Raw genomic sequence first — 12,869 nt, forward strand, 5'->3', positions numbered from 1 at the left:
CACGCAGACTGCCGTCATGACGCACCGTCACGACCACGACCCGGCGTGCGAGGCCGCCCACGGCCAGGCCCCCGCCGATCGGCAGGCGCGCACCCTGGTGGCGGTCTTCGCCTCGCCGGTGGCCGAATGCCTGCTGCGCTACGGCGCCGAGCTCGGCTTCCGCACGGTCCTGCTGGAGCCCGACCCCGCCCGCGTCCTGCCCGGCCACCCGGCCGAGCGCGAACCCGGCCCCTACCTCGACGCCGCCGCCGACGTGGTGCTCACCGACCACCACCGCCAGGAGATCGGCCCGCTCCTGCGCGACCTGCTGGCGACGCCGGCCCGCTGGATCGGCATCATGGGCAGCCCCCGCCACACCGGCCCGCACGTGCGAGCGCTGCGTGAGCTCGGCGTGCAGGACGCGCAGATCGCCCGCGTGCACCGGCCGATCGGCCTGAACATCGGCTCCCAGACGCCGCCGGAGATCGCCGTGGCCACCCTGGCCGGGCTGATCGCCGACCGCAACGACCGGCCGGGTGGGTTCGCCTTCTAGAGCCGGTCGCCTCTGCTAGATGGGGCGGGTGCCGGGGATGACCAGGCCGCTTTCGTAGGCGGTGACCACGGCCTGGGTGCGGTCGCGCAGGCCGAGTTTGGCCAGGATGCGACTGACGTGGGTTTTGACCGTTTCCTCGGTGACCGTCAGGCGCAGCGCGATCTCCGGGTTGGACAGGCCCTCGGCCAGCAGGCGCAGCACCTCGGTCTCGCGCGGCGTCAGCGCGCGCAGCGACGCCGCCGCCGACGGGTCCTGCTTGGGGCGTAGCTGGGCGAACTCGCTGATCAGGCGCCGGGTGACCGCCGGGGCCAGCAGGGCGTCACCGGCCGCGATGACGCCTACCGCCTCGAACAGCCGCTCGGCGGTGACGTCCTTCAGCAGGAAGCCGCTGGCTCCGGCCCGCAGCGCGTCGTAGACGTACTCGTCGAGATCGAACGTCGTCAGGATCAGCACGCGCGGGCCCGCACCGGCCGCGACCAGGCGGCGGGTGGCCTCGATGCCGTCCATGCCGGGCATGCGCACGTCCATGAGGACCACGTCCGGCGCGTGCTCGCGGCAGAGCCGCACCGCCTCGGCGCCGTCGGCGGCGGTGGCGACCACGGTGAAGCCGGGCTGGGTGCCCAGCATCTCCGCGTAGCCGGTGCGCACGACCGGATGGTCGTCGGCGACCACGATGCGGACCTGGCTCATGGCGTCTGCTTTCCCGGGAGGTGGGCTTCGATGAGGAAGCCGCCGCCGTGGGCGGCTCCGGTGCTGAGGCGTCCGCCGACGGCGAGGGCACGCTCGCGCATGCCGGCCAGCCCGTGGCGTCCCTGGGTGTTGTCGCCGGAGGGGCCGGGGCCGTTGTCGCGCACGCTCAGGTGCAGGCCCTGGCCGTGGTAGTCCAGGCGCACGTCGACGGCGGCGCCGGGCGCGTGGCGGCGGGCGTTGGTGAGGGCCTCCTGGATGATCCGGTACGCCGCCAGCTCCACCCCCGGATCCAGCGCGGCCGGTGTGCCCCGCAGGATGAGCCGCATGCCGGTGCCGGAGGCCTGGCGGGCCTCGTCCAGCAGCTCGTTGAGTTCGCCCAGCCCGAGCCCCGGCTGTGGCCGGCGGGCCGCGGTGCTCGCTCCGGCGTCCTCGCGCAGCACCCCGAGCAGCCGCCGCATCTCGGTGAGCGCCGCGCGCGCGGTGTCACCGATGGCCGACAGCCGCTGCGCCCCGGCGGGCGACATTCCGGCGACGCTGACGCGGGCGGTCTCGGCCTGCACGGCGACCATGGAGATGTGGTGGGCGACCACGTCGTGCAGTTCGCGGGCGATGCGGGCGCGTTCGCCGCGCGCGGTGTGCTCCAGCAGCGAGTCGGCGATGACCTGCCGGGCCTCGGTGTGCTCGCGCGCCTCGGCGCGGGCGCGGCGGGCGATGGCGGCCAGTGCCGTCGCGGGCGCCAGGCAGGCCAGCACGAGCGTGTGCGTGGCGGTGGCCGCGCCGGTCGTGCCGATGAGCTCCATCACCGGGTACGGCGCCGCCACCGCCACGGCCGCCACCGCGGGCCCGGTCCGTCCGGCCAGGTAGCAGGCCAGCAGCAGCGCCCCCGCCCCGGCGGCGGTCAGCGTCTGGAAGGCCAGCAGCGACAGCACCACCGAGGCGCTCACCAGCGCCGCGCACGCCACCCGCTGCCCGCGCAGCAGCACGAGCGGCGCGGTGGTGGCCAGCGCCAGCAACGGCAGCACCAGCCCGGACAACCACGGCCCCGCGCCTCCCGGCCCCACACCCCGCGGCCCCGGGCTCCCGGGCCCCGCGCTCTCCGAACCCACGCCCTCCGCGGACGGGACCATGCCGGAGGGCGGGCGGGTGGCGGCCGGGGTGATGTCGCTCACCGACCCCCACCCCTCCATCGACAGGCCACGCACCCGCAGCAGCGCCTCGCCCACGGCCAGCGCCGCCAGCGCCACGCCCGCCACCAGCTGCGCCCGTTCCCGCGTCCACCACCCAGCGCCGCCCTGTCGGCGCTGGTCATCGCCCTGTTTCACGCTAGCCATTGTGGCCTGCCCGCCGCGTGCCCGGCATCCCTCCTGGGAGGGAGGCGCCCCGGCCGGGAAGATCGCTCGTGTGCGGGACGACCCACCGGGCAGGGCCGCCTACGCTGCCGGACATGGAGGCGAGTATCGAGGTCGACGGGCTGCGCAAGCGTTTCGGCGCGGTGGCGGCGCTGGACGGCATGTCGTTCACCGCCCGGCCGGGGCGGGTCACGGGTTTCGTCGGCCCCGGCGGCGCGGGCAAGTCCACGACGTTGCGGGTCGTGCTCGGGCTGGACGTGGCGCAGGAGGGCAGGGCGCTGGTGGGCGGCCGGCCGTACCGGAGCCTGGGTGAGCCGTTGCGGCACGTCGGCGCGCTGCTGGACGCGGACGCGCTCCATCCGGGCCGCAAGGCCCGCGACCACCTGCTGTGGCTGGCTCATGCGCAGGGCGCGGGGGCGCGCCGGGTGGATGAGGTGGCCGAGCTGGTGGGGCTGGGGGCGGCGATCCGGCGGCGGGCGGGCGCCCTGTCGCAGGGGGCGCGTCAGCGGCTGGGGCTGGCGGCGGCGCTGCTGGGCGATCCGCCGATCCTGGTGCTGGACGAGCCGTTCGCCGGCCTGGACCCGCAGGAGAGCGCATGGATGGGCGGGCTGCTGCGGGAGCTGGCGGGCGAGGGGCGCGCGGTGCTGGTGGCGAGCCGGCTGATGAGCCGGCTGCAGGACACGGCCGGGCATCTGGTCGTGGCGGGGCGGGGGCGGGTGGTGGCCGACCTGGGCGTGGACGAGCTCGTCGCCGACGCCTCGCGCGGGCGCTTCACCGTGCGCACGGGCGCGCGGGAGGCGGCCATGGCGGCGCTGGCGGGCGCGGGCGCGACGGTGGCGGTCAGCGGGCAGGAGGTGCTCACCGTCTCGGGGCTCGACGGGCGTGAGCGGGTGGCGCGGGTGCTGGACGGCGCCGCCGTGCCGTACACCGAGATCGTCGCCTATCGGGCCACGCTGGAGGAGGCCTACATGGAGCTGACCCGGTGAGCGTGGCGTTTGGCCGGATGGTGCGGGCGGAGTGGACGAAGCTGCGCACCGTGCGCGCCTGGACGGCGGGGCTGGCCGCCGGGCCGCTGGCCGTCTTCGCCCTGGCGGTGGCCACAGCGGCGGGCAGCACGACCGGCTGCGGGGTGAACGACACCGCGGTGGCCTGCCCGGCGCCGCCGATCGGGCCGGGCGGGCAGGCGGTGCAGGACACGGCCTCCTTCGTCCACCGGGAGCTGAGCGGCGACGGCAGCGTCACCGTGCGGGTGGCCTCACTGCGCGCGGCGGCGCCGTGGGCCAAGGCGGGCCTGCTGGTCAAGGACGGCACGCGGCCGGGGGCGTCGTACGCGGCGGTGATGGTGACGGCCGGGCACGGCGCGCGCCTGCAGCACGACTTCACCGAGGACCTCGCCGGCAGCCCCGGCGCGGCGCCCCGCTGGCTGCGCCTGACCCGCACCGGCCAGGACGTGACCGGCGCCGAGTCCGCCGACGGCCAACGGTGGCGCACGCTCGGCACCGTCCGGCCGGCGGGGCTCGGCCCGCGGGTACGGGTGGGGATGTTCGTCGCCTCACCGGAGGAACTGTCGGTCGAAGGGGGCCATCTGGGCGGGGTCATCGCCCGGGGCCGCCCGGTGGCGGCGACCGGCGTCTTCGACCACCTCACCCTTCGGGGGGAGACTCCCGGGCGGGCGTGGACGCGGTCGGGCGAGGGCGCCATGACCGAGGCCGCGGGCGTGTACACGGTGACCGGTGGCGGCGACATCGCCCCCGTGGGCCCCCACGGCGGCGCGACGCTCCAGCAGCTGCTGAGCGGGGTCGTGCTGGCGCTCATCGCCGTCATCGTGGTGGCCACCGTGTTCGTCACCGCCGAGTACCGGCGCGGCCTGATCGCCGCCAGCCTGCTGGCCGGCCCGCGCCGCGGCCGGGTGCTGGCGGCCAAGGCCGTGGTCGCCGGCACGGTGAGCTTCGCCGGCGCGCTGGCCGCGCTGGTCGCGAGCGCGCTGGTCGCCCTGCCGCTGCTGCGCGCCAACGGCAACCTCGTCCTGCCGGTCACGCCCGTCGCCGAGGCCGGGGTGCTGGCCGGCACGGCGGCGCTGGTGGCGCTGACGGCGGTGCTGGCGGTGGGGCTCGGCGCGTGGCTGCGCCGGGCCACCCCGGCCGTCATCGCCGCCGTCGCCGCCGTCGTCCTGCCGTACGTGCTGGCCACCACCTCGCTGCTGCCGCCGACGGTGGGGCAGTGGCTGCTGCGGGTGAGCCCGGCGGCCGGCTTCGCCGTCCAGCAGAGCGTTCCCGCCTATCCGCACGTGCCGGGCAGCGGGCTGGCGCAGGAGGGCTCCTTCCCGCTGCCGGGCTGGGCGGGGCTGGCGGTGCTGGCCGCCTACGCCGCGCTCGCGCTCGGCCTGGGCCTGCGCCGCCTCGGCCGCGGCGACGCGTGAACCCCCCTCAGCTGAACCCCCTCAGCGTCCCGCGGCCTGCTCAAGGGCGGCGATGATGCGCGGGCGCAGCTCGGCGGCGCCGATGATGGCATCCACCGACCCCACCTCGACGGCCCGCTGAATGCTGTGCACCCGGTCGAACTCCGCGGCGACCTCGCCGAGCTTCTCCGCCCGCACCGCGGACTGCACCTCGGCCAGCTGGGCGTTCAGCGCCGCCCGCTCGGCCCCGCTGGCCGCGGAGACCCGCGCCTGCAGCTCGGTGACCCGGGGGTCGGTGGCGGTGCGGTTGTTCACCTCGCCGGAGAAGACCACGGCCGCCGCCGGGGCGCCACCGAGCACCGAGGCGAACGAGCCCTCCAGCGCCAGCACCGTCATGTTCGGGTTGAGCGCCTTGGAGAAGACCACGAACGCGCCGCCGTGGTAGCGGGAGATGACGCAGAACACGATCGGGCCGTCGAAGTTGACGATCGCCCGGCCGATCTCCGCGCCGTACTCCAGCTGCAGCTTGCGCATCGATTCGGGCGAGCCGTCGAAGCCGGACAGGTTGGCCAGCACCACCAGCGGCCGGTTGCCGGAGGCGGCGTTGATCGCACGCGCGGTCTTCTTCGACGAGCGCGGGAACAGCGTGCCGGCGGTGTAGGTGTCGGGGCCGTCGGTGGGCGGGAAGCCGCGCCGCGGCACCGAACGCGACTCGATGCCGATCAGGCAGACGGGGAACCCGCCGATGTGGGCGTCCTGCACGGCGGAGGTCTCGGCGTCGGCCATGCCCGCCCACCGCTCCAGCACCGGGTGGTCCTGGTCGGAGACCGCGCGCATCACGGTGCGGATGTCGAACGGCTTCTTGCGGTCGGGGTTGTGCTCGGCGGAGAAGATCTCGCCGACGGTGGTGAAGTCGCTGCCGGCGATCTGGTGCGGGTAGGCGCGCACGTCCCGCCCGGCCGGGTCGATCGTGGACGCCCGCCGCGGCCCGCTCTCCCCGGGCACGACGTAGGTGTGGTCGTAGTGCGCCATGAGCACCTCGCGGGCGGCGGCCAGGTTCGGCGCCCAGTACTGCGCCTGCCCGTTGGGCCCCATCACCCGGTCGTAGCCGCCGATGCCGAAGTTGTCCTCGGCCGAGACCCCGCCGGAGAAGTCGAGCGACTGCTTGCCGGTGAGCACCATCGCCGAGTCCGGTGTCATCACCAGGATGCCCTTGGTGTGCATGAGCATCGTCGCCTCGGCGTTCCAGTACGGCTGCGCCCCGACGGTGATCCCGGCGACCACGATGTTGATCTCGCCGCCGGCCTGGGTGAAGGTGACGATGCGTTTGAGCGCGGCCGCGACCCAGTCCATGTTCTCGGTGCCGGAGGTCATCGAGATCCGCGCCCCGGCCGACAGCGCGAACCACTCCAGCGGCACCCGCATGCGCTCGGCCAGGTCGAGGGCGGCGATGACGCGCGCGCACTCCGGCTCCGACAGCGCGCCCAGCGCCTTGGTCGGGTCGCCGAGCAGGACGACGCGGGTGACGCCTTCGGGGTGACGCTCGGTGATCGTGGTGACCACGCCGGCCACGAGCGCGGCGGAGTTCTTGCCCGGGGGGCGCCGCACGGGCACGAGCGCGCCGTGCTCGTCGAGGTCGTGCTCGGCGAAGGCGCCGCGCGGCCCGGCCAGCAGGCCGGTCAGCTCGTAGGGGTAGACGGTGCCGCGGCGGGCGGCGCGCAGCACCTTCTGGCGGTAGTCGTCCAGCGGCTGCAGCGGCTCGGTGGAGGGCTTGCCGACGTGCACGTGCGCGCCGCGGCCCGCGTCGAGCGTGATGCGCACCGACACCTCGGCCAGCTCGCCGGATGTGGTGCGCTGGCGGGCCACGAACTGGACCTCCTCCAGCCCCGCGCCGGCGGTCGTGGGCAGAATGCGCTGGACCAGCATGTTGAGCTCGTCGGTGGAGATCTCCGTCGAGGGCCAGACGTACATCATGATGCGGTTGGTGTCGAAGCGCTTGTTCTGGGGGCGCTGGGCCTGGATGTTGCGGATGGCGTCCAGGCCGGCGGTGATGGCGTCCTCGACCGCGGGCAGCGCCACCAGGCGGCCGTCGGCCTCGCGCAGCGGGGTCAGGTCGCGGACCTGGCCCATCGCGATGAGCCGTTCGTCGGCCGGGTTGCTCTTGGCCACGGCCTTGAACAGGTAGACCTCCTCGTCGGCCGACGGCAGCCGGGTCAGGTCGAAGGCGCGCAGGCGCTGCAGTTGCAGGCGCTGGGCGATCTGCGGGTGCAGGCCGCGGATCAGCCGGTCCTCGGTGAAGCCGCCGGCGCCGTCGGGCCGGAAGGTGAAGTGGTGGTGCATCACGGCGCCGCCGGTGCCGGCGACGGTGGTGGTGATGCGGCGTACGCCGTGGGGGCGGGCGTGCTCGGCCAGGATGCGGCCGAGCCGCTGCGCCATGGCCTCGGCGTCGGGCTGGTCCTCCCAGGTGAGGTAGAGGTCGGCGACCAGCTCGCGCCGCACGCCCTGCTCCCGGCCGCTGTCTTGGCCGCTGTCCGCTTCGGTGCCCGGTTCGGTGAAGGCGGCCAGCGCGGTGACGGCGGCGGGCAGGGCGGCGATGTCGACGGCGGTGGTGACCACGCGGGCCAGCCCGTTGGGGCCGCTGTGCTCGGCGGTGACGAACCGGCTGCCGCCCGCCTGGCTGACGGCCACCTGCGACAGGGCGCGGTTGCCGTAGTAGCGGCGGGTCAAGACCTCCAGCAGGGGGGCGTGCTCGCGTCCCGGGCGGCGCATGCGCTGGCCAATCAGGCGCACCAGCGGCTCGGCGCTGGCGACCATGACCTGGATGCGCTCGGCGCGGTCGGGCGCCTCGGGGTTGTGGTCGAGGTAGCGCAGCTCGTCGCGGACGGCGGCGTACACCTTGGCGCGGTTGCGGCGCAGCAACGGCTGGGCGAACCAGCGGAAGACCACGCCGCGGGCCAGGTCGGAGACGGTGGGAAAGCGCACCTGGGTGGCTTCGACCAGGTGCTCCAGGCCGAGCCCGGCGCGCTCGTACAGCGACTCCAGCGGGGGTGTGCCGCCCAGCCACTGGCGCAGCAGTTCCGAGACGATGGCGACGTCGGTGCTGATGCGCTGCTGGGCCAGGAAGATCCGGAAGACCGCGGCCTCCAGCTCCGGGGTGCGGTCCAGGCCGGTGATGCCGTAGTGGGCCAGGACGGTGGCGAGCTTGGCCTGGAAGCTCTCGGTGAGGCCGGCGCGTTCGGCGTCGAGGCTCTGCAGGTAGCTGTGGAAGAACTCGCGCGGGCTGTGCACGGCGCTGTCGGGTTCGGCGTCGAGTTCGACACCCGGCTTGTTACGGCTGAGTTCGCACAGGTCGGCGAACAGGGTGAGCAGGTTCAGCTCGCCCTCCAGCAGCCGGCCGCCGAGCTCGGCGCGCGCCGACAGGTAGGCCGACAGGACCCGCTGGCCGTCGTGCGGGTCGACGTCGAAGCCGAGCAGGAGGCTGCGCAGGTCCTGCAGGCCGCGCTCGACGCGTTCGGCGGGGGAGGCGGGGGCGGGTTCGGCGGGCAGTTCGATCTCGACGGCGGCGACGGCGGCCTGCTCCTGGCCGGGGCCGTCGTCCGACAGCGGTTCGAGCCGCATGAGCGGCGCGGCGGTCTCGACCTGGCTGCCGACCGAGACCGGGCATTCGCGCACGCGGGCGCGGAAGGGCGCGCGCAGCACGGTCTCCATCTTCATGCTCTCCAGCACCAGCAGCGGCGCGCCGGCCTCGACCTCGTCGCCGACGGCCAGCGGCGTGGCCACCACCAGCGCGGGCGCCGGCGAGCGCACGACGCCGCCCTCGTCGCGGCTGACGCGGTGGGTGACGCCGTCGACCTCGACCAGGTGGATGGGGCCGTGGGTGGCCGAGACCAGGCGGAAGCGGCGGCCGTTGACGACGATCTGGCCGCAGTGCTCGTCGAAGCGCTCGACCTCGACGTCGGCCGGGTAAGGCCGGCCGCCGCCGGAGACGGCGACGCGGAAGCGGTTGTGCCCGACGCGGGCGACGCTGACCCGGTAGCCGACGCCGCGCAGTTTGAGGTCCAGCGGGCGGCCGGGGTCGTGCTGGACCTGGGGCCGGCCGCCGTGGGCGGTCGACAGCAGCCGCTGCCGGCTGACCTCCTCCTCATCCTGGTAGGCCTCGATGGCGGCGGCGGCCAGCGCGATGGCGGAGTGGCGGTGGCTGACCAGGCCGCCTTCGGCGCGCACGCGGTCGATCCAGCCGGTGTCGGCGCGCGCCTGGATGACCTCGGGCTGCTCCAGCAGGTCCAGGACGAAGCTCTTGTTGGTGGCGCCACCCTCGATGATCACCGTGGTGTCGGCCAGCGCGCGGCGCAGCCGGCCCAGCGCCTGCTCGCGGTCGCTGCCGTAGGCGATGATCTTCGCGATCATGGAGTCGAAGTCGGCGGGGATGGTGTCGCCCTCGCTGACGCCGGTGTCGACACGGATGCCCGGCCCCGACGGCAGCACCAGGCGGGCGATGCGGCCGGGCGCGGGCGCGAAGTCGCGGTCGGGGTCTTCGGCGTTGAGCCGGGCCTCGACGGCGTGCCCGATCTCGGCCGGCTGCCCGCCTTCCAGCCGCCCGCCCGCCGCCACGTGCAGCTGCAGGCGGACCAGGTCGGTACCGGTGGTGACCTCGGTGATCGGGTGCTCCACCTGCAGCCGGGTGTTGACCTCCAGGAAGGCGAACAGCTGCTCGCCCGGGTGGTAGAGGAACTCCACCGTGCAGGCGCCCCGGTAGCCGACCGCCACGGCCAGCCGTTCGGCCGAGGCCTTCAGCTCGGCGCTCTGAGCGGCCGACAGCACCGGCGAGGCCGACTCCTCGATGATCTTCTGGTTGCGGCGCTGCACCGAGCAGTCGCGCACGCCCAACGCCCAGGCCGTACCCTGACCGTCGGCGATCACCTGGACCTCGACGTGCCGGGCGCCGGTCACCAGGCGCTCCAGGAACACGACGCCGGAGCCGAACGCGCGCAGCGCCTCCTGGCTGGTGCGCTCGTAGGCGTTGGTCAGCTCCTCGCTGGAGGCGACCATGCGGATGCCGCGCCCGCCGCCGCCCGCGCTCGCCTTGAGCATCAGCGGATAGCCGATCTCCTGCCCGGCTGCCAGCGCCTCGGCCAGCGTGGCGACCTCGCCCCGGCTCCACGGCGCCACCGGCACGCCCACCTGCTCGGCCAGGAGCTTGGCGCCGATCTTGTCGCCGAGCCTGCGCATCGCCTCGGCGCTGGGCCCGATGAAGGTGACGCCGAGCTTCTCGCACAGCTCGGCGAAGGCCGGGTCCTCGGCGACGAACCCCCACCCCACCCACGCGGCGTCGGCGCCGCACTCGGCCAGCGCCCGCTCCAGCACGGCATGGTCGAGGTAGGGCCGCGCCGAGGCGGGCCCCAGCGGCACGGCCAGATCGGCCTCCCGCACGAAGGTCGCGCCGCGGTCGGCGTCGGTGTAGAGGGCGACCGTCTCGATCCGCTGCCCGGTCTCCGCTGAAAGATCCCGCACCGCGTGAATGAGGCGCATCGCGGCCTCTCCCCGGTTGACGATGGCCACACGACTGAACACCGGCTGAGCCTCCCCAAGACGTAACGCACAGAAGGCGACGTCCGAAACCCGGAGCGTCGCCTGCACCCTGTCCCCATACCCTGCTCGATCACCGCCGGGTATACCAATGTCCGCATCGCGCATGGTGGGGCCCCCATGTTGTGGAGACCCCACAAAAGACCTCCGGCGATCAGGACGCCGACAGCGCCCGCGCCAGCACGTTCGCCCCCTGCCCGTCGACCGCTTCGGTCAGCATGATGGGCCCCTGCGACATGAAACGGGGCTCGTGGCCGCGGTGCTCGTCGGCGGCGTGCACCGTGTACGGGTGCAGCAGGTACACATCACCCGGCGCCCCCGTCGCATACGCCGGCGGCCGGTGCGCGCTGGCCCGATCCACCAGCGGCCCGGCCACCATCGCGTCCAGCGCGTCCTCGCCCAGCACGGCGAAGGCGTCGCGGTGCGAGCCCGCCCGCACCCGCGTCGGCGCGTCGTGCGGCCCCACGTGCGACAGCAGCACCAGCAGCAGCATCGTCCGCGAACGGCCGCTGACGCCCCAGCTGCCGTCGCCGCGCTGGGTGTTGGCGTCGATGTGCCAGCCGCGGTCCTCGACCGGCGGCAGATGCGGGAAGCGCACGGGCACCATGCCCAGCGCCCCGCGCGGCTGCCAGCCGCCCGGCCCGGCCACGGCGTCGTAGGCCGCGTGCAGCCGCGGGCTCCTCATGATCTGCCCGTAGGGGCCCTCTCCGGTGTTGTCCATCGCCCACACGACCGGCTCGCGCCAGGAAGCCGGATCGTCGGGCGACAGGCCGATCTGGCGCCACAGCAGCATGCGGGCCGCATCGGCCACCTCCGGCTCGACGACCGCCTCCACCTTGGCGAAACCGTCTGCGGCGAAACGCTCCACGTCGATGACATCCATGCCCGCCACGCTAACGACCATGTCCACCGATTTACCCCCTGCGTCACCCCAGAGCCGCAGGCCAAGGCCCGGGTAGGGGTTGCCGCCGATCGGCGCCGGCACGAGCGTTACGCCCAGGCACTCCCACAGAAAGGACCACCGGCTCGATGTCGCGCTTATCCCGCATAGCGGCCGTGCTCGTGCTGGCCGTACTTCCGACCACCCTCACCTCGACCTCCGCGGCCGCGCGCACCGGCAGCGCGGTCGACGTCGCCCTGGAGTGGTACGACGCCTCCGCCCTGACCGTCAAGCTCGGCGGCGCCTCCGCCGCGGCGACCAACTCGCGCGTGTGGGCGATCGGATGGACCGCGGCCACCCGCGCGCTGGTGCGCCAGCCGCTGGCCCCGGCCGCCTACCAGCAGGCCGCGCTGGCCTCGGCCGTGCACGCGGCCCTGCTCGACTTCGCGCCGCCCGGAAAGCCGCAGCTGGACGCGGTCCTGGCCGGCACGCTGGCGCGCATCCCCGACGGGCAGGCCAAGGAACGCGGGATCGCCGCCGGCAAGGCCGCCACCGCCGCCCTGCTGGCCGAGCGCGCCGGCGACGGCCTGGACCCGGCTTCGGTCGACGCCGCCTACCACCCGCAGCCGGGCGCGCCGGGCGTCTGGCAGCCCACCCCGCCGGCCAACACCCCCGCCATCCAGTACGGCCTGCGCCAGGCCAAGCCGTTCCTGCTGGACGGCGCCGGCCAGTTCCGGCCCACGCCCGACCCCCTCGACTCCGAGCGCTACCGCCGCGACATGGAGGAGGTCCGCCTCTACGGCGCCGCCGACTCCACCGCCCGCACGCCCGAGCAGACCGCGGTGGCGCAGTTCTGGGCCACCACCCCGCTGCCGATCTTCACCCAGGTGCTGCGGGGGACGCTGGAGCAGAAGGCGTCGTGGCCGCTGGCCGCCCGCGCCGGGCTGGTGGCCGCCTTCCACGTGGCCTCCGTCGACACGCAGATCGCCGTGTCCGACGCCAAGTACGCGCACGTGCGCTGGCGGCCGGTGACCGCGCTGCGCGCCGCCGGCCACACCGGCTGGACGCCGCTGCACGAGACCCCGCCCCACCCCGACTACGTCAGCGGCCACGCCGCCTACGCCGGCGCCGCCGAGCAGGTCCTCACCGCGCTGACCGGCCCACGCCCGGCCCGGCCCATCACCGCCTCCAGCGTGGTGGCGCCCGGGGCCGACCGCACCTACACCTCCTGGCGGCAGTTCACCCAGGAGAACCTGGACGCCCGCGTCTGGTCGGGCATCCACACCCGCGACGCCGACGACGCCGGCGCGCAACTGGGCCGGCGCGTGGCGCTGCACTCCCTGCTGCACCTGCCCGGCCTGCTCTTCTAGCCTCCGCCGCCCTTGGCGGCCACACCGCCGGGGGCGGGGGTGGAAGACCGGTGGCGGGCCCCAC

At 74.9% G+C, this 12,869-nt stretch carries 8 protein-coding genes; 4 read left to right on the forward strand and 4 right to left on the reverse strand.

Annotated elements, in window-relative coordinates; all coding sequences use genetic code 11:
• The first annotated feature begins 16 nt into the window (after nt 1-16).
• Nucleotides 17-532, forward strand: coding sequence for an XdhC family protein (locus ACIBI5_RS35045; RefSeq protein ID WP_397253022.1), 516 nt, complete (start codon nt 17-19; stop codon nt 530-532).
• Between the two features lie 15 nt (nt 533-547).
• Here ACIBI5_RS35045 and ACIBI5_RS35050 read toward each other — a convergent pair whose 3' ends face one another.
• Entirely contained in the window at nt 548-1,222 is a 675-nt protein-coding gene (locus ACIBI5_RS35050; RefSeq protein WP_397253024.1) for a response regulator, read from the reverse strand.
• Nucleotides 1,219-2,544: a sensor histidine kinase gene (locus ACIBI5_RS35055; RefSeq protein WP_397253026.1), complete on the reverse strand. Its 1,326-nt coding sequence runs from the start codon at nt 2,542-2,544 to the stop codon at nt 1,219-1,221. Before ACIBI5_RS35055 ends, ACIBI5_RS35050 begins: the two co-directional genes overlap by 4 nt.
• Nucleotides 2,545-2,666: 122 nt before the next feature.
• Here ACIBI5_RS35055 and ACIBI5_RS35060 point away from each other — a divergent pair, with 122 nt between their 5' ends.
• Nucleotides 2,667-3,557, forward strand: coding sequence for an ABC transporter ATP-binding protein (locus ACIBI5_RS35060; protein WP_397253028.1), 891 nt, complete (start codon nt 2,667-2,669; stop codon nt 3,555-3,557).
• Nucleotides 3,554-4,990, forward strand: coding sequence for a hypothetical protein (locus ACIBI5_RS35065; RefSeq protein ID WP_397253030.1), 1,437 nt, complete (start codon nt 3,554-3,556; stop codon nt 4,988-4,990). Before ACIBI5_RS35060 ends, ACIBI5_RS35065 begins: the two co-directional genes overlap by 4 nt.
• 21 nt (nt 4,991-5,011) lie before the next feature.
• On the opposite strand, the gene ACIBI5_RS35070 is transcribed toward ACIBI5_RS35065, so the two are convergent.
• Together ACIBI5_RS35070 and ACIBI5_RS35075 are read right to left on the reverse strand one after the other, a co-directional pair.
• Nucleotides 5,012-10,540, reverse strand: coding sequence for a carboxyl transferase domain-containing protein (locus ACIBI5_RS35070; protein ID WP_397253032.1), 5,529 nt, complete (start codon nt 10,538-10,540; stop codon nt 5,012-5,014).
• Between the two features lie 169 nt (nt 10,541-10,709).
• A complete protein-coding gene (locus tag ACIBI5_RS35075) occupies nt 10,710-11,438 on the reverse strand; it encodes a phytanoyl-CoA dioxygenase family protein (RefSeq protein ID WP_397253034.1) in 729 nt (242 codons plus the stop codon).
• Nucleotides 11,439-11,584: 146 nt separating this feature from the next.
• Here ACIBI5_RS35075 and ACIBI5_RS35080 point away from each other — a divergent pair, with 146 nt between their 5' ends.
• Complete coding sequence (locus tag ACIBI5_RS35080) at nt 11,585-12,805, forward strand: vanadium-dependent haloperoxidase (RefSeq protein ID WP_397253036.1); 1,221 nt, start codon at nt 11,585-11,587, stop codon at nt 12,803-12,805.
• Nucleotides 12,806-12,869 lie beyond the last annotated feature (64 nt).

Origin of the sequence: Nonomuraea sp. NPDC050540, assembly GCF_044457485.1 — a bacterium.
In the GTDB taxonomy this organism is placed as follows: Bacteria; Actinomycetota; Actinomycetes; order Streptosporangiales; family Streptosporangiaceae; genus Nonomuraea.

Bases quoted from the DNA above. Each gene is read 5' to 3' on its own strand.
- ACIBI5_RS35045 (WP_397253022.1), top strand. From the start codon at position 17: ATGACGCACCGTCACGACCACGACCCGGCGTGCGAGGCCGCCCACGGC.
- ACIBI5_RS35050 (WP_397253024.1), bottom strand. From the start codon at position 1,222: ATGAGCCAGGTCCGCATCGTGGTCGCCGACGACCATCCGGTCGTGCGC.
- ACIBI5_RS35060 (WP_397253028.1), top strand. From the start codon at position 2,667: ATGGAGGCGAGTATCGAGGTCGACGGGCTGCGCAAGCGTTTCGGCGCG.
- ACIBI5_RS35075 (WP_397253034.1), bottom strand. From the start codon at position 11,438: ATGGATGTCATCGACGTGGAGCGTTTCGCCGCAGACGGTTTCGCCAAG.
- ACIBI5_RS35080 (WP_397253036.1), top strand. From the start codon at position 11,585: ATGTCGCGCTTATCCCGCATAGCGGCCGTGCTCGTGCTGGCCGTACTT.